16 protein-coding genes are annotated in these 17643 nt (G+C 62.6%); all 16 read right to left on the reverse strand.

The window, feature by feature from the left end:
- Positions 1-18 precede the first annotated feature (18 nt).
- Positions 19-1608 carry an MFS transporter gene (locus H2510_RS17835; RefSeq protein ID WP_186629635.1) on the reverse strand — a complete coding sequence of 530 codons (1590 nt, stop codon included), beginning with the start codon at positions 1606-1608 and terminating at the stop codon, positions 19-21.
- A 283-nt stretch (positions 1609-1891) separates the two neighbouring features.
- Positions 1892-4432 carry an ATP-dependent Clp protease ATP-binding subunit gene (locus tag H2510_RS17840; RefSeq protein WP_186629636.1) on the reverse strand — a complete coding sequence of 847 codons (2541 nt, stop codon included), beginning with the start codon at positions 4430-4432 and terminating at the stop codon, positions 1892-1894.
- Between the two features lie 308 nt (positions 4433-4740).
- Positions 4741-6261 carry a lysine--tRNA ligase gene (gene lysS / locus H2510_RS17845; RefSeq protein WP_186629637.1) on the reverse strand — a complete coding sequence of 507 codons (1521 nt, stop codon included), beginning with the start codon at positions 6259-6261 and terminating at the stop codon, positions 4741-4743.
- Between the two features lie 39 nt (positions 6262-6300).
- Entirely contained in the window at positions 6301-6723 is a 423-nt protein-coding gene (locus H2510_RS17850; protein ID WP_186629638.1) for a rhodanese-like domain-containing protein, read from the reverse strand.
- Positions 6720-7268, reverse strand: a complete 549-nt coding sequence (locus H2510_RS17855) for a cysteine dioxygenase family protein (RefSeq protein WP_315901413.1) — start codon at positions 7266-7268, stop codon at positions 6720-6722. The genes H2510_RS17850 and H2510_RS17855 overlap by 4 nt, the downstream gene beginning before the upstream one ends.
- A gap of 147 nt (positions 7269-7415) precedes the next feature.
- Positions 7416-8216 carry a type III pantothenate kinase gene (locus H2510_RS17860; RefSeq protein ID WP_186629640.1) on the reverse strand — a complete coding sequence of 267 codons (801 nt, stop codon included), beginning with the start codon at positions 8214-8216 and terminating at the stop codon, positions 7416-7418.
- 2 nt (positions 8217-8218) lie between these two features.
- On the reverse strand, positions 8219-8650 hold the full coding sequence (panD, locus tag H2510_RS17865) for an aspartate 1-decarboxylase (RefSeq protein WP_186629641.1): 432 nt from the start codon (positions 8648-8650) through the stop codon (positions 8219-8221).
- A gap of 11 nt (positions 8651-8661) precedes the next feature.
- Positions 8662-9564 (reverse strand): pantoate--beta-alanine ligase, encoded by a 903-nt coding sequence (gene panC, locus H2510_RS17870; protein ID WP_136170904.1) that lies wholly within the window; start codon positions 9562-9564, stop codon positions 8662-8664.
- Entirely contained in the window at positions 9561-10505 is a 945-nt protein-coding gene (locus H2510_RS17875; RefSeq protein ID WP_397517382.1) for a Rossmann-like and DUF2520 domain-containing protein, read from the reverse strand. Before H2510_RS17875 ends, panC begins: the two co-directional genes overlap by 4 nt.
- A gap of 155 nt (positions 10506-10660) precedes the next feature.
- Positions 10661-11896, reverse strand: a complete 1236-nt coding sequence (locus H2510_RS17880) for a DUF6779 domain-containing protein (RefSeq protein ID WP_186629642.1) — start codon at positions 11894-11896, stop codon at positions 10661-10663.
- A gap of 100 nt (positions 11897-11996) precedes the next feature.
- Positions 11997-12464 (reverse strand): DUF3180 domain-containing protein, encoded by a 468-nt coding sequence (locus tag H2510_RS17885; RefSeq protein ID WP_186629643.1) that lies wholly within the window; start codon positions 12462-12464, stop codon positions 11997-11999.
- Positions 12461-12979, reverse strand: a complete 519-nt coding sequence (gene folK, locus H2510_RS17890; RefSeq protein WP_186629644.1) for a 2-amino-4-hydroxy-6-hydroxymethyldihydropteridine diphosphokinase — start codon at positions 12977-12979, stop codon at positions 12461-12463. The genes H2510_RS17885 and folK overlap by 4 nt, the downstream gene beginning before the upstream one ends.
- Entirely contained in the window at positions 12976-13338 is a 363-nt protein-coding gene (folB, locus tag H2510_RS17895) for a dihydroneopterin aldolase (protein ID WP_186629645.1), read from the reverse strand. Before folB ends, folK begins: the two co-directional genes overlap by 4 nt.
- Positions 13335-14189, reverse strand: coding sequence for a dihydropteroate synthase (gene folP / locus H2510_RS17900; RefSeq protein ID WP_186629646.1), 855 nt, complete (start codon positions 14187-14189; stop codon positions 13335-13337). The genes folB and folP overlap by 4 nt, the downstream gene beginning before the upstream one ends.
- A complete protein-coding gene (folE, locus tag H2510_RS17905; protein WP_136172650.1) occupies positions 14186-14791 on the reverse strand; it encodes a GTP cyclohydrolase I FolE in 606 nt (201 codons plus the stop codon). Before folE ends, folP begins: the two co-directional genes overlap by 4 nt.
- A gap of 116 nt (positions 14792-14907) precedes the next feature.
- Positions 14908-17589 (reverse strand): ATP-dependent zinc metalloprotease FtsH, encoded by a 2682-nt coding sequence (gene ftsH / locus H2510_RS17910; RefSeq protein WP_186629647.1) that lies wholly within the window; start codon positions 17587-17589, stop codon positions 14908-14910.
- Positions 17590-17643 lie beyond the last annotated feature (54 nt).

Below are 17643 nucleotides of genomic sequence, written 5' to 3' on the forward strand. Positions count from 1 at the left end.
AATCCCAGGCTAACCGGGTTAGTCGATCGGCGTTGCAGATCGACCCGCGTCGTTCGAATGATATTGAGCGAGAAGCTTTTTCTCTTCGTCACGACCCGGGAAAGCGAAGAAGACCAGTACGGTACCGACCAGAACCACGATTATCGCCGCGGCATAAGACATTTGATCGCCGTCGAGAAAAGCCTGTTTGGCTGCGCCGATGATCTGATCGGCGTACTGCGGATAGCTGCTCGCCAAATCGGTCGCCGACGAGAACGACTTGGTGAGAATCGACTGGGTTTCCGCGCTGATATTGCTCGCATCCGACGAACTCGAAATTTGCGAGGCCAACGATGCCGCATACCCAGCGGTGAGCAGCGCACCCAATATCGATTGCATGATTGCTCCGCCGAGATCGCGTTGGAGATCCGCTGTTCCCGACGCCATGCCGGCGCGAGCGACCGGCACCGAGCCGGTCAACGAACGCGAGGCCGGTGTGCCTGCGAGGCCGACTCCGATTCCGAGCATCACGTAACTGATCGCCACCACGGGATAGGAGACGTCTTCCTTCCATGTCAGCCAAGCGAGCACCAGTCCGAGAACGATGAAGAGGTAACCGAGCAGCAAGGTGAATCGCGACCCCCGATGCTCCACCAACTTCGCCGACTGCGGAGCCACCAGCACCATCGCGAGGGCCGCAGGTAACGTCGCCGCGCCGGCGGAAAGCGTCGAGTAGCCGAGAACGTTCTGCAGAAACTGTTGACCGACGAAGATGACACCCAGCAGCGAACCGAACACGATGATCCCAGCCAGGGCCGCGACCCAGAATATCCTCCGCCGAGCGATCTTCAGATCGAACAGCGGGAACGACGTGCGGCTCTGCCGGAGGAGAAATACCGCCCCAGCTGCGAAAGCGATCGCACCCAGCCCGATAGCGACGGTTCCCATCCCGCTCACCGGAGCAAAATTGATGCTCAGTACCAGCGCCGCAATAAACACGACCGATACGATTCCGCCGAGATTGTCCACCGGATCGGTTGTTTCGTTCACATGCCCAGGCACAAAAGCAGCTGCCAAGACCAGGGCGAGTAACGCCAGCGGCGACGTCACCAGGAAGACCGAACCCCATTGGAACTTCTCGAGCAACACCCCGGACAACAGTGGTCCCAGCGCGGACATGGCACCGCCGAGAGCCGACCACAACGCGATCGCTTTCGTCCGTGGAGCGCCGGACCACAACGCAGTGATCAGCGCCAGGGTCGTCGGGTAGGCCATGCCTGCGGCCACGCCACCGAGCAACCTCGCACCGAACAGGATCTCGAAATTGGGAGCGAAACCGGCGATGACACAGGCTGGGATCGACAGCCCCATTCCAAGAATCAACAACAGTTTGCGCCCATAGCGGTCCCCGAGAGCACCGAGATAGAGGACCGAACCAGCGAGGCCGAGCGAATACGCGACCGCGATCAGATTGAGCTGCGTCTGACTGGCGTCGAAGTCTCTACCGATTTCCGGCAGTGCGACGTTTGCGACCGCCAAATTCAGGTTTGCGACGGAAGCAACAAGGATGAGGACGAACAGAACCAAGCTGGCCCGCGCGGGCGCTGTGTGCCTGTCGAGAGTAGTCACACATTCAGTAGAACCCAGCGTTGCGTTCTCCACCTCACCCCCTGCGTGCGAATCTGTCGGTTCGGCCGCCGCTTGAATGTCACATCGAAGACATCAGATCGTATGAATGGACCATTGAAGCGGGGGTGGGCGGGCGAAGCGGGGGTGGGCGGGCGAAGCGGGGGTGGGCGGGCGAAGCGGCGGGGCGGGGCGGGCAACCACCCAGCCCACAGACGACGAAGCGGGCCGCACCCCTTTCGGAGCACGGCCCGCTGAGTCGAAACTACTGAGCCAAAACTACTGACTAGTCGCTATCGCTGTCGCCGGTGGCCTTGGCCAGGTCGACAGGCAGTTCGTCAGGAACACTGATCGGCTTCTTCTCGCCGCGGAACGTGAACTTCGCGTCCTCGCCCGAGCCTTCGCCGTCCCAGTTCTCGACGTCGACCAGGATGATCTGGCCGGCTTCGACCTCGCCGAACAGGATCTTCTCCGACAACGCGTCCTCGATCTCGCGCTGGATGGTGCGACGCAGCGGCCGCGCACCCAGTACCGGGTCGAATCCACGCTTGGCCAGCAGGGACTTGGCCTTCTCGGTGACCTCGAGCGACATGTCCTTGTTCTTGAGCGCACCTTCGACCCGGTTGAGCATGAGGTCGACCATCTGGACGATCTCGTCCTTGGTGAGCTGGTGGAACACGACGATGTCGTCGATACGGTTGAGGAACTCCGGGCGGAAGTGCTTCTTCAGCTCGTCGTTGACCTTGAGCTTCATCCGCTCGTAGTTCGATCCGGTGCCTTCACCCGAGGAGAAGCCGAGTCCGACTGCCTTCGAGATGTCCGCGGTACCGAGGTTCGAGGTGAAGATCAGCACGGTGTTCTTGAAGTCGACCGTGCGTCCCTGGCCGTCGGTGAGACGGCCATCTTCGAGCACCTGCAGGAGCGTGTTGTAGATCTCCTGGTGTGCCTTCTCGATCTCGTCGAACAGGACGACGGAGAACGGCTTGCGGCGAACCTTTTCGGTGAGCTGGCCGCCCTCTTCGTACCCGACGTAGCCGGGAGGAGCACCGAACAGCCGCGACGCGGTGAAGCGATCGTGGAACTCGCCCATGTCGATCTGGATGAGGGCGTCGTCCTCTCCGAACAGGAAGTTCGCCAGCGCCTTCGACAGTTCGGTCTTACCGACACCGGACGGGCCGGCGAAGATGAACGAGCCCGACGGACGCTTCGGATCCTTCAGTCCTGCACGAGTACGACGGATTGCCTTCGAGACGGCCTTGACTGCCTCTACCTGGCCGATGATCCGCTTGTGCAGTTCATCTTCCATGCGGAGCAGACGAGTGGTCTCTTCCTCGGTGAGCTTGAACACGGGGATACCGGTCCAGTTTCCGAGGACCTCGGCGATCTCGTTTTCGTCGACCTCGGCTACTACGTCGAGGTCACCGCTACGCCACTGCTTCTCGCGCTCGGCACGCTGGGAGACGAGCTGCTTCTCCTTGTCGCGCAGGTTCGCGGCCTTCTCGAAGTCCTGCGCGTCGATCGCGGACTCCTTCTCCCGACGTGCGTCGGCGATCTTGTCGTCGAACTCACGCAGGTCTGGTGGAGCAGTCATTCGACGGATGCGCATCCGCGCGCCCGCCTCGTCGATCAGGTCGATCGCCTTGTCCGGCAGGAATCGATCGTTGATGTAACGATCGGCCAACGTGGCAGCTGCGACGAGAGCACCGTCGGTGATCGAGACGCGGTGGTGTGCCTCGTACCGATCGCGAAGACCCTTGAGGATCTCGATGGTGTGCTCGACGTTCGGCTCACCGACCTGGACCGGCTGGAAACGACGCTCGAGAGCGGCATCCTTCTCGATGTACTTTCGGTACTCGTCGAGAGTGGTGGCACCGATGGTCTGCAGCTCACCGCGAGCGAGCTTCGGCTTGAGGATCGAAGCCGCGTCGATAGCGCCCTCGGCCGCGCCTGCGCCGACGAGAGTGTGAAGCTCGTCGATGAACAGGATGATGTCGCCGCGGGTGTTGATCTCCTTGAGGACCTTCTTCAGGCGCTCTTCGAAGTCACCGCGGTACCGGCTACCGGCAACCAACGAACCGAGGTCGAGGGAGTAGAGCTGCTTGTCCTTGAGTGTCTCGGGGACCTCACCGTTGACGATCGCCTGAGCCAGGCCCTCGACAACAGCGGTCTTACCCACACCGGGCTCACCGATGAGAACAGGGTTGTTCTTCGTACGACGGCTCAGCACCTGCATGACGCGCTCGATTTCCTTCGCGCGACCGATGACCGGGTCCAATTTGCCTTCGAGTGCAGCCTGGGTCAGGTTGCGACCGAACTGATCGAGAACCAGCGACGTCGACGGCGTACCTGCATCGCCGCGTCCGCTACCGCTCTCGGACGGCTCCTTGCCCTGGTAACCGGAGAGCAGCTGGATAACCTGCTGACGCACCCGGTTGAGGTCGGCTCCGAGCTTGACCAGTACCTGAGCCGCGACGCCTTCGCCTTCGCGGATCAGACCCAGCAGTATGTGCTCGGTGCCGATGTAGTTGTGGCCGAGCTGCAGCGCTTCACGCAGACTGAGCTCGAGTACTTTCTTGGCGCGCGGGGTGAACGGAATATGACCGGACGGAGCCTGCTGGCCCTGACCGATGATCTCCTCGACCTGGCTGCGGACTCCTTCAAGGGAGATACCCAGCGACTCCAGAGACTTCGCTGCGACGCCCTCACCCTCGTGGATGAGTCCGAGCAGGATGTGTTCCGTGCCGATGTAGTTGTGGTTGAGCATCCGGGCTTCTTCTTGAGCCAGGACGACAACACGCCGCGCGCGATCGGTGAACCTCTCGAACATCGCTCTCCCTCACTTCTCGGTGGGTGGTAGCACTCCGCCCACCAGGTCTTCTAGCACCACGGTATTTGGTAATCGGGTTCGCCGGCATTTGAAGGTAAGTCTCACGTAGATGCCGAAAGGCATCCACGCCTCCAGCCTTACTCTAGTTGGCCGAAGGTTCACTTGCCGACCCTCGACCCCCTCTACAGGTCATCTCTGATCTGTAGCGACGGACCTATGTGCCTGCTTACTGTTCATAACGCACCGTCGGGGCAATTCGTTTCCCCTCGAGTGTCCGCTGTTGGCGAACAATAAACTTTGCTCGCAAGTCAGCCCTGAGACGGCTTCACGATCGGAAACAGAATCGTCTCTCGGATACCTAGCCCTGTCAGCGCCATGAGGAGCCTGTCGATTCCCATACCTGTGCCCGTGGTCGGAGGCATGCCCTGCTCCATCGCGGCCAGGAAGTCCTCGTCGAGAACCATGGCCTCGTCGTCGCCGGCCGCAGCCTGACGTGCTTGATCTTCGAAACGCTCCCGCTGGATGACCGGGTCGACCAGTTCGGAGTAACCCGTCGCCAGTTCGAACCCGCGGATGTACAGATCCCACTTCTCGGTGACGCCCGGCTTGCTTCGGTGCTGACGAGTCAGCGGAGACGTCTCGACGGGGAAGTCGCGAACGAAGGTCGGCGCGAACAAATCGTTACCGATCTGGTTCTCCCACAACTCCTCCACGAGCTTGCCGTGACCGTAGATCGACTTGCCGTCCTTGAGTGGCACGTCGACCCCGATCTTCTCGGCGAGGGCCAAGAGTTCCTCGACCGTGGTATCGGGCGTCACGACGATTCCGAGTGCCTCCGACAGGGACGGGTACATCTTGAGTGTCGTCCACTCACCGCTCATGTCGTAGGTCGTGCCGTCGGGCAGCAGGATCACCTGCGTTCCGAGCGCGGCCTCGGCAACCTCTTGGATGAGCTCACGGGTCATCTTCGCCGAGTCGTCGTAGGTTCCGTACGCCTCGTAGGTTTCGAGCATCGCGAATTCAGGAGAGTGCGAGGAGTCTGCGCCTTCGTTACGGAAGTTGCGGTTGATCTCGAAAACCTTCTCGATGCCGCCCACGACGCAGCGCTTGAGAAACAGTTCGGGTGCGATGCGCAGAAACAGGTCGGTATCGAGTGCATTGGAATGAGTGACGAAGGGGCGAGCGGCAGCGCCACCATGCAAGGTCTGCAGCATCGGGGTCTCGACTTCGAGGAAGCCCCGTCGCTCCAGTGCGTTGCGCAGTTCTCGTACGACGGCGATGCGCTTGCGAGCGACCGCGCGTGCTTCCGGGCGCGTGATCAGATCCAGGTATCGCTGCCGGATACGCGTCTCTTCGTTCAGTTCCTTGTGCGCCACCGGGAGCGGCCGGAGAGCCTTCGACGCGATCTCCCACGAATCGGCCATCACGCTGAGCTCGCCGCGACGGGAGCTGATGACCTCACCGTGTACGAAGACGAAGTCACCGAGATCGACGTCCGACTTCCATGCAGCCAAGGCGTCCTCACCGACACCCGCGAGGCTGATCATTGCCTGGAGTTGAGTTCCGTCGCCTTCCTGGAGAGTGGCAAAACACAACTTGCCGGTGTTGCGGACGAAAATGACGCGGCCGGCGACTCCGACGAGCACGCCCGTCTTCGCGTCGGCTTCGAGGTTGGAGTACCGGTCGCGAATCTCGAGCAACGTGTGCGTCCGTGCCACGGACACTGGGTACGCCTCACGTCCCTGTTCGAGCAACCGGTCCCGCTTGGCGCGACGGATCCGAATCTGTTCCGGAGTGTCGTCGGCGGTGGAGGAAGCTGAATCAGTCACAGACGCACACTTTATCTGTCGAACCCCACAACAGGAGAATCAGTGCGCACTGACGGCCTTTGCCTCACGGACGGTGTGCTTGGCCTTGGCCAGCACGCCGAGCAGCCCGGCCGACTTCAGTGCCTGATATCCGCCGACGAGGTCGCTGGCCTTCTTGAGCCCCAAATCCTGCAACGACGCCGCGGCAAGGCTGGAGGTGTAGCCCTCGGAGCAGATGACGATCCACTCGACGTCGTGATCGACTGCGACAGCGAGCCTGGCATCACTCGTCGGATCCAGACGCCACTCCAGCACGTTGCGCTCGATGGCAAGCGCGCCGGGCAGCGTGCCCTCGACGGCACGTTGGGCCTGAGGCCGAATGTCGACGACGACGGCACCACGCGCAATCGCGTCGCGCAGCTCGAAGACGGTGGTGCGCTCGATGCGGCTGCGCGCCTGATCCAACATTTCGACGATCGTCATTTCGATGCACCTTCGGGTTCGTCGGTCAGCTCGGTACGGGTTCTTCGGAGCGAGGAGTGCTCGGTGACTTCGTAGTAGGACATTGCTGTCAGCGGTGGCGAGTACGCGTGAACGCTGAGGGTCGGACCGGGCGCGGTGGTGTCCGGTGCGTGCACGACGTCGTGGACCCACCCGAGCGGGAACGACGCTTGATCCCCAGCATCGAGGTTCCGGCTCTTCAGTTCATTTCCAGCCCAACGAGATTCGACGAGGGAGCCACTGAGTACAGTCAGGGCGCCGATCGAGCCCGCGTGATCATGAAGCTCGGTGGACCTGTCCGGTACCCAGCTGATGAGCCAGACGTCCAAGTCGTCGTCGGCGTGCAAACGAGTCGCCCAGCGTTCTTCGGTCGGCCAGAGACCGCTCTCGGGCAGGATGTCGTCGAATCGGCCGTCCAGGATGTCCGAAGCGCCCTGGTCGGTGATGCGCAGCAGGTCGTGTGGCCTGAGCCGAGTAGGTAGAGAAAGTTGAGGCGCGGTACGGGCGCGGCTGGATAAAGAGCGCACCGGTTGGGAAATAAAGACAGGTGTGGAAAGCACGGGGAGTACTCCAGAGTCGATGTTCGAACGAGGCAGCGATCAGCCTCGACAACACTCCTGGGGTCCCATGCACGTCATCACGAGAAAGATTGTTACACACGCCGCCCGCTAGCGCTAGCGCATGCGTCGTTTCGCAAGATTGCGCTCGTAGACCAGTCGCAGGCCCTCGAGCGTCAGGTCGGGCTCATGATGCTCGATTGCACTGCTCTCCCCCATGATGAGCGGGGCACTGGCACCGGTACCGATCACGGCCACGTCCGCACCGGAGAAGTCGGCGAGTTCACGACGGATGCGGGCGATCAATCCATCGACCAATCCGGCGAACCCGAACACGGCACCGGACTGCATGCATTCGACGGTATTCTTCCCGACCACCGATCGGGGCCGCACCAATTCGATCTCCCGTAAAGCCGCCGACCTGGAAGACATTGCTGCAGTGGAGATCTCCAACCCGGGCGCAATGGCACCGCCGAGGAATTCGCCTTTGGCAGAGACGACGTCGACACAGGTCGTGGTGCCGAAGTCGACCACGATGCAGGCGCTACCGTACAAATCGTGCGCAGCAAGGGTGTTGACGATCCGATCGGCGCCGACTTCCTTGGGATTGTCGACCAACAGCGGAACACCTGTTCGCACACCAGGTTCGACGACGACGTGCGGAATGTGCTCCCAGTAACGGGTCAGCATCGTCCGCACTTCCCGCAGCACCGAAGGGACGGTCGACAGTGCACTAACGCCGGTGATCTGGTCGACGTCGTCGCCGAGAAGACCGCGGAGCATCAATGCGAGTTCGTCTGCCGTTATTCGCGAATCCGTACGCATCCGCCAATCACGCAACAACTTCGCGTGATCACCACTGCCACTGAACAGGCCGAGCGTCATCGATGTGTTGCGAATGTCGATCGCAAGCAACATCTTTACACCAGTACGGAATCGGCACGGAGCGTGCGAGGTGTGATCAGGCCCGAGCCCTCGGGTGCATATGCGGGGTCACTACCGAGTTCGACGGGCTTGTTCTTCTCGTCGACGAACACCACTCGGGGTGCGTAGTCCTTGCATTCCTGCTCGTTCATCACGCCGTAGGCAATGAGAATGACCAGATCACCAGGATTGACCAGATGTGCTGCGGCACCGTTGATACCGATCACCCCGCTGCCACGCTCACCGGTAATGACATAGGTTTCCAACCGTGCGCCGTTGTCGATGTCGACGATGGTCACCTGCTCACCTTCGAGGAGATCGGCCGCCTCCATCAGGTCCTGATCGACGGTCACCGAACCTACGTAGTGCAGGTCCGCGTGGGTTACGGTCGCGCGATGAATCTTGGACTTCATCATTGTGCGAAACATGTTCTATCCCTTCAATTCTTCGGGTCGTCGGGGTATTCGAGAAAGCCGGTCCCGACAGCGACACCGACGTTGTCGATGAGTCGGGTGGTGCCGAGCGTCGCTGCCACGAGAAGACGACCGTCGCCTCGCTCGGGAGCAGGTCCGAGATCGACACCTCGAAGTTCGAGATAGTCCACCTTCACCTCGGGCACCGCCGCGAGCACTTCGCCGGCCGTAGCCAGAATCACTTCGGCTCCGCCCGCCGCGGCGTGAGCCCCGGCTACCAATGCCGCCGACAACGCCATCGCCGCCGAACGCTGGGCATCGTCGAGATAGCGATTGCGAGAAGACAACGCGAGACCGTCCTGCTCGCGCACGGTGGGGACACCGAAGATCTTCACGTCGAAGTTCAGATCTCGCACCAACTGTCGGATCAACGTCAACTGCTGGTAATCCTTCTCACCGAAGAACGCTGCATGCGGGGAGGTGATCTGCAACAGCTTGGTCACCACGGTGAGCATCCCGGCAAAGTGCGTCGGCCGGCTTGCACCCTCCATCTCGCTGCCGAGCGGACCGGGCAGAACGGTCGTACGTGGCCCGGCCGGGTACATATCCGACACCGAGGGAGCGAAGACGATCTCGACTCCTTCACTTGCCAGCAACTCCACGTCCGCGTCGAGGGTGCGTGGATAGGCGTCGAGGTCTTCCCCTTCGCCGAACTGCAGGGGGTTTACGAAGATCGACACGAACACCACTGCCCCGGTGCGTTTGGCCTGCCGAACCAAATGGATGTGCCCGGCGTGCAGCGCACCCATGGTCGGCACCAGCGCTATCTGTCTTCCGACACCGCGCAGTGCCTTCGACACCGCGGAGACGACAGTCGGATCGTGATGAACTGTCAACTCCCCCGCCTTGTAGCTACCTGCCAGGGTCATAACTCGCCTTCCAGAATCTCGATGAGTTCGGGCTTCGATCCCATGCGTTGGGCAGATCTGAGCGAGAGCGCGCGGTATCCCGCTGCAATCGCGGGATCGACGTCGCTGAGCACGTCCAGATGCTTCTGCACGGCGGCAACGTCGCCGCGCGCCACCGGCCCGGTAAGAGCGCTCTGACCGTGCCGCAACGCGTTGTCCAACGCTGCGCGCACGAGCGGACCCAGGACCCGCTGCGCTGCTTCGGGGTCGGAATCGATCCCAGGAAAGCCTGGGCCGTCGAGTGCGACTCGCAACGCGTCGACGGCGTCGGCAACGAGAGTGACGAGGTGATTGGCCCCGTGAGCCAACGCCGCGTGATAGAGCGCGCGATTGTCTTCGGCGACATGAACCGGTTCACCACCGAGTTCCAGAACCAATGCTTGCGCGACGGCATAGCCGATCTCGTCCGCTGCGGTGATTCCGAAGCATGCAGCAGCCAGGCGATCGGTGTCCTCGGGCCCGCCGGTGAACGTCATGGCCGGGTGAATGGCCAACGGGATCGCACCTTGCGCGGTCAACGGGGCGAGGATGCCGATGCCATTCGCGCCGGAGGTGTGCACAACGAGCTTTCCCCGGGCAACGACACCGGTTGCCGCCAACCCCGCGGCGATGGATGCCAACTCGTTGTCCGGAACGGCGAGGATCAGCAACTCGGCACGCCTGGCAACCTCGTCGACAGGCAATATCTGCGACTCCGGCAGGCGCGTACGTACGCGCTCCTTGGACTCTTCCGATACTGCAGCACAACCGAACACGACATGCCCGACGCGCTCGAGAGCCTCGCCGAGTGCGGTACCGACCCGTCCTGCGGAGACGATACCTACGGTCAAACGCGCAGGTGCCGGGTCGGCAGAGCTTGGGGGTATTCCGCGGGCACCACTCCTGAACTCAGGTGAGGTCACCGAAACTTCCTCTCGTTCGTTCCAGTCCCGCTCGGCGGGTACCAGACGTCCTGAACGAAGGATAGCGGCACCGGGATACCTCGGGCCACGGCCTGAGCAGTGATCTATTTCACCCTTCGGTATCGCGTCCGGCGTTCGGACGAGATGTCAGCAGGTCAGTCGGCGCGGCGCCGATGACGACGTGCGCTCGGTTCGGTGTCACTGGATTTCATTCCTGCCATGATCTCGGCCACCGAACGACCATTGGAGTGCGCACCCGCGCCATCACCGTCCGGCTCGGCTCGACGCCGTCGCCTCGGAAGATCGGAAGCAGGCTCCGAAGCGCCGTGACTTTCCACGTCCTCGGTGTTCGAGTCGGGCACAGGTGCCACAGCTTGCTCGGGAACCGGTGCTGGTTGTTCCGTCGACTCCGGAACAACCTCCGGCTCGAACACCCGGCTCGCATACGGCTGCTGGCTCGAATACGACTGGCCCGAATACGGCTGCGAACTCGTGCCCGAAACCTGGGCTGCCGCGAGCGGTTCTTCTGCTTCGACGGCCGTCGACCGATCGGACGAATAGCCGACAGGCTCACTCACCAGCGGAGATGTCGGAGCCGGGACATGCGGCGGAGCCGGGGCGTGCGGTGGTGTGGGTACGCGTCGACCGCTGCCCTGTGATCGCGATTCTGCGGTAGGGGCCGGCTTGCTCGGCACATAGCCCCCGCTGGACACAGAACCCGCGCTGGGCATGTCCTCGCTACCGATGGGGACGTCGGGATAGAGCACCGAGGTCTCGGCTGTGACGGGCTCGTCGTACGGCGTTCCAAGTCCGGGCACGGGGGCATTCGGGCCCTCGGCGCTCGGGGAAGAGGACTGCGAAGATTTCCCGGGAACGAACAAGCCGGAAGGTGCCGGCTGGTAGCTGGCGTAGCTGCGACCGCCGAGCTCCTGCACACGCGTCGCGTCGGCCCGCAGCGCCACCCGTTCGGTGGGCAGGTTGCCGTCGAACAGTAGTTGCAGGTTGTTGCGTAGGTGAGCCAGTTCGGCTCGAAGTGCCGCGATCTCGCTGGTCTCGACGGCTACCTCGCTCCGTACGCGAGACTCGACGCCCAGTTCGTACTCCCGCCGAGCCGAAATCTCACGGGCGAGTTGGAGCTCGTACACAGTCTGAAGATCCTTGGCCCTGGTTTGGTCGGCCACTGCTTCGCGGCGGTACTTCGTCATCGCGAACGCACCGATGATCGCGGCCCACAACGCTGAGACCAAGCCCACACGTAGCCACTGCACATTTTCGCTGAACAACATCAACATGCTGGCGATGATGCCGAATACGACCAGCGCTGCAATGAAAAGCTGGCTCGCACTCCGCCGTTGACGGCGTGACGCTTTCGCGCGAGTCGGTTCGGTCATGACGTCCAGGGTAGCTGGCTAACCGTCGACAAACGGGGAAGCCGGACTACGCTTGTCCACTTCGGTGATAACGATCCGGCGCAGGGGACGGTAAATGCTTTCACCGTTCGGGCCTGTCACCGGAGTCGGTGGGCGTCCTGCAGCAACGCTCGAGCCACAGCGCCGCACCAACCAGGGCACATGCAGCGACGAGTCCGACGAGGACGCCTGCCCGATCCGAGGACGCGGCGCGCACCGACGACGCGAGCGGGACGATGTGGAGCAAGAACCCCAGCCACACACCGGCAGCTGCTGCACCGACCAGAGCAGATGCCTTGGCCAGGGCCAACGCTCGGGCCGCGGTGATCGGATGGAGCTGACTCGGCCCGTCGCCGACCTGCAGTTTCTCGATGCGCGATCGAACCACGAAGCCGAGCACCGTCTCGGCGATCGCGACGACGTAGAGCGATGCGCCGGCGAACACATGAATCGGTGGTAGCGATCCGTAGAACGATCGCACGAGCAGCCAGGTTGCGAGAGCCGCAAATCCGGCGAGGCCGACAAGATCTCTGAATCTCGTGGCCGTCATGGAGCGGTGTTCGGTGTGTGCAGTGTCATCTCCGTGCGCTGAACGCCCGCCCGTTCTTCCTCGCTCAACGATTCGATCCATTCGCCCACCGACCGAGCCTCGCCCGACACTTCGAGCGACGCCCCAGGGTCGACCTCGAGCCAAGGCACCAGGACGAATGCTCGCTGGTGTGCTCGAGGATGCGGAAGAAGCAGCTGTGGATCGCTACTGGAAATGTCGTCACACGTGATGATGTCGACGTCGAGACTTCGCGGTCCCCAACGCTCGACTCGTACGCGGTCCGCTGCCTTTTCCAGTTCACGAGCAACTTCGAGCCAGTCGTACGGACCCCGTTGTTCGTCGTCCGCTACGACGACGGCATTGAGAAAGTCCTGTTGTTCGACGCCTCCCCACGGCGCCGACGAGTACACCGAAGACACCGCAACGACGCGGTCGCCGAGCGCGGACGTAACCGAACGCAGATGCGCATACGAGTCACCGACATTGCTGCCGATCGACAGCACCGCGCGCGTCACCGACGACTCCGCGAAGCAACTACAGCCACATCGTCGAAGGCGAGTGGGATCGGCGCGGACGGTTTGTGCAACACCACCTCGACTGCATCGACGCGCGTGTCCGCCATGACTCCGTCGGCGATTTCGGCTGCGACGGTTTCGATGAGGTCTCGCGACGGACCTGCGATGATCGCCGCTGCCGCTTCCGCAAGCTCGCCATAGTGCAGCGTGTTCACCAGATCGTCCGTCGCGGCAGCAGGGCGCAAATCCATCCAGACGGTGATGTCGACGACGAAGTCCTGACCGTCACGTTTCTCGAAGTCGAAGACTCCGTGGTTGCCGCGAATCTTCAACCCGCGCAACTCGATTCGATCACTCATTTTGCCAGCCCCTGCCATGCTTTCACCACTGCTACCGCGTCCGATGAGGCCTGGGCGTCGTGGACGCGAACACCCCATGCTCCTCTCGCGACCGCAAGCGCGGACACGACCGCGGTTGCGACCTCACGTCCGTCGGGCGGTCTCGGTTCACCGTCGGATTCGAGAAGTGTGCCGAGAAAACGTTTACGCGACGCGCCGATCAGAATCGGCATGCCGAGTTCGACGAACGCCGGTAGCGCTCGCAGCAGTTCCCAGTTGTGCTGGGCGTTCTTCGCGAAACCGAGACCTGGATCGAGGATGATGGCAGCCGGATCCACTCCAGCCGCTACGGCACGGTCGACTTGCTCGAGCAGTTCCCGTCGAACATCGGCGACGACATCGTCGTAATGCGCGACTGCGCCACTGTCGTAATGTGAGCCAGCGCCCTTGGGGAGGTAATCGGCGGCCGAGCGCCAATGCATGAGGATCCACGGCAGACCGGCATCGGCGACCACCGACGCCATCGCAGGATCTGCGCGGCCACCGGAGACATCGTTGATGATCGATACCCCTGCTTCGATGGCCGCCGCCGCTACCGATGCCCGCATGGTGTCGACGCTGGTGGCGATGCCGCGCGCCGACAGCTCTGCGATGACGGGCACAACTCGGCGCGCCTCGACGGCAGGGTCGATCCGATCGGCACCCGGACGCGTGGATTCACCGCCGACGTCGACGATGTCGACACCTGTGCGGTGCAGTTTCGTTCCGTGTGCAACTGCTGCGTCGACGTTCAGGTATCGCCCCCCGTCGGAGAACGAGTCGGCGGTCACGTTGAGGACACCCATGACGACGGGCGCGACGGGCAAGGTCATTTGCGCAGGATGAGATCCAACGCTTCGGACCGAGACGCGGCAGAAGATTGGAACAAGCCCCGCACAGCCGACGTTGTCGTACTCGCTCCGGGCTTGCGGATGCCACGCATCGCCATGCACAGGTGCTCTGCCTCGATGACGACGATCGCGCCGCGTGGGCTCAGCTTGCGCATCACTGCGTCGGCAACCTGACTGGTCAGACGTTCCTGAACCTGTGGCCGTTTGGCATAGAGGTCTACCACTCGTGCCAGCTTCGAGAGGCCTGTCACCTTGCCGTTGCTACCGGGGATGTACCCGACGTGCGCGACTCCATGGAACGAGACGAGATGATGCTCGCAGGTGGAGAACATGGGGATGTCGCGGACGAGAACCAATTCCTGGTGGCCTTCGTCGAACGTGGTGTTCAGTACATCGTCCGGGTCGGTGTAGAGGCCCCCGAAGATCTCCTTGTACGCGCGTGCGACGCGGGCGGGGGTCTCGAGCAGCCCCGGCCGATCCGGGTCTTCTCCGACTGCAATGAGCAGTTCGCGCACTGCGGCCTCCGCGCGCGGTTGATCGAACGCGTTTCCGGTTGCCACTGCGACGAACTCGTCGCCGGGTATTACCCCGTCTTGGTCGATCTGCCTGACTGACACTGAGCTTGTACCTCCGGTTGCGGGGCGCCGATGCCCCGAGGTTTGACAGTCAGCCTATCCGGCCGCACCTCGGGCCGACCGAACTAGTGCTGTCCGTTAGGACCTTCCCAGCGTTGCGTGCGAGGGCCCTCGTTCTGGTCGCCGTCCGGATTCGGGGTCTCCCAGGGTGGATTCGGTTCTTCGTTTCCACCGCCGCGAACGGCTTCATCTGGCAGGGCTCCGTTCAAAGGATCCCATCGCGGGGCTTCCTGACCCTGGGACTCCGGTTCCCGGTATTCGGGCTGGCGGTTGTCGGGCTGGCGGTACTCCGGGGGCTGATATTGCGGCGGCTGATAGGAGGGGTCGTTGTAGCGATTGCCCTCCGAATAGCCCGCCGGAGGTCCACCTGGAACGGGACCGAGCGGATCTCGCGGAGGCCAGCCGGGGGCGGACCATCCGGCCGGAGCGCCGTAGTCGGGACGCGAGCTCTTCGGTGGCTCCGGCTTGCGATACGACCCACCGTTGTAGGGCGCGCCGTCATTGTGTGCTCCGGTGGTGGGTGCACCACCGTTGTACGCGCCCCCGTTGTACGGTCCGCCGTTGTACGGGCTGCTGTTCTGGGTGTCACCGTTCTGGGTGCCACCGTTGTACGGGCTGCCGCCATTGTTACCAGCTGGATTGTTGCCGGCTGGGTTGTTACCTGCTGGGTTGTTACCTGCTGTAGGCGCACCGTTGGCGTAACCACCGCTGTAGTTGCCCGGGCCGCCCTTGGAAAGCTGCGGCGAACCTGCATATGTCGGCTGCGGGAACTGTTGTGGTGGAACAACCTTCGGGGCGACGGGCTCTGGCGGCCAGGGCTCACCGCGCTCGGCAGCGAGTTCGCGTGGTGTTTTGACCGGCGGCTTGTCGGAGGGAATCCGCTCACCGAAGTCGTTGAACAGTGTGATGCGCGGACGCTTGACGACACTGTGGAAGATCTTCTCGAGGTCCTTGCGCTTGAGCGTCTCGCGCTCGAGCAGTTCCGTTGCAAGAATATCGAGAACGTCGCGGTATTCGTTGAGGATGGCCCACGCCTCGGTGTGCGCGGCTTCGATCAGATTGCGCACTTCCTCGTCGATCTCCCGTGCGACCTCGTGCGAGAAGTCGGACTGCATGCCCATCGAGCGACCGAGGAACGGATCGCCCTGCTCCTGCCCGTAGCGGACTGCGCCGAGCTTGCTGCTCATGCCGTATTCGGTGACCATTGCCCGCGCGATCTTGGTGGCCTGGTCGATATCGGAAGACGCACCGGTGGTCGGCTCGTGGAAAACGAGTTCCTCGGCTGCGCGACCACCCATTGCCATGACCAGACGAGCAATCATCTCGGACCGCGTCATGAGGCCCTTGTCGTCCTCGGGCACCGTCATGGCGTGGCCACCGGTTCTACCGCGAGCGAGGATCGTCACCTTGTACACGGGCTCGATATCGGGCATCGCCCACGCCGCGAGCGTGTGCCCGCCCTCGTGGTAGGCGGTGATCTTCTTCTCGTGCTCACTGATGATCCGGCTCTTGCGGCGGGGGCCACCGACGACGCGATCCACCGACTCCTCGAGAGCGGCCTCGGTGATGACCGTGCCGTTCTCGCGTGCTGTCAGTAGAGCTGCTTCGTTGATGACGTTCGCCAGATCTGCACCGGACATACCGACCGTGCGTTTCGCGAGGCCTTCGAGATCGGCGTCGTGTGCCACCGGCTTGCCCGCCGAGTGGACGGCCAGGATTGCGCGTCGACCAGCGAGATCAGGGACCCCGACGGGGATCTGGCGGTCGAAGCGACCCGGACGTAGAAGAGCCGGATCGAGGATGTCGGGTCGGTTGGTGGCGGCGATGAGGATGACCCCGGTGCGCTCACCGAAGCCGTCCATTTCGACCAGCAGCTGGTTGAGGGTCTGCTCGCGCTCGTCGTGGCCGCCGCCCATGCCCGCACCACGCTGGCGTCCGACGGCGTCGATCTCGTCCACGAAAATGATGCAGGGGCTGTTCTGCTTGGCCTGTTCGAACAGGTCGCGCACACGAGAGGCACCTACGCCGACGAACATTTCGACGAAGTCCGAACCGGAGATCGTGAAGAACGGCACTCCGGCTTCACCGGCAACTGCTCGTGCAAGGAGAGTCTTGCCTGTTCCGGGAGGGCCGTACAGCAGCACGCCACGCGGGATCTTCGCCCCGAGTGCCTGGTAGCGAGCCGGATTCTGGAGGAAATCCTTGATCTCGTACAGCTCTTCGACGGCCTCGTCGGCACCTGCGACGTCCTGGAACGTCGTCTTGGGCATGTCCTTGGAGAGCTGCTTGGCTTTCGACTTACCGAAGCCCATCACGCCACCACGACCACCGCCCTGCATACGGCTCATGAAGAACACGAAGATGCCGAGCAGAATGATCATCGGGAGAAGGAAGAGCAGCAATGAGCTGAACCAGCTGTCCTGGGACACCACGGTGTTGTAGCTCTTCAGCCCGTCCTGGCCGACCTTGTCGAAGATCTGTTCCGACGCTGAGGTCGGGTACTTGGCGAGGATCTTCGTCTCGCCGTCGGTTGCGTCGCTACCGGACTTGAGGTCGAGGCGTATCTGCTGCTCACGATCATCGATCTGAGCTGTGTCGACGTTCTTGGAATCGAGCTGCGCTATCGCCACTGACGTGTCGACAGTCTTCCACCCGCGAGTGTCGTTTCCGAAGTAACTGAAGGCAGCGATCACCATCAGGACGCCGAAAACGATGGCCAGGTTCCGTATAACTGTCTTCCGATTCATACAGCTTCAGCCGAGACGGCCTCGTCCTTTCCAGTCTTCTCCAGTACGCAGACT

This window comes from Rhodococcus sp. BP22, from assembly GCF_014281965.1.
Classification (GTDB): Bacteria; Actinomycetota; Actinomycetes; order Mycobacteriales; family Mycobacteriaceae; genus Rhodococcoides.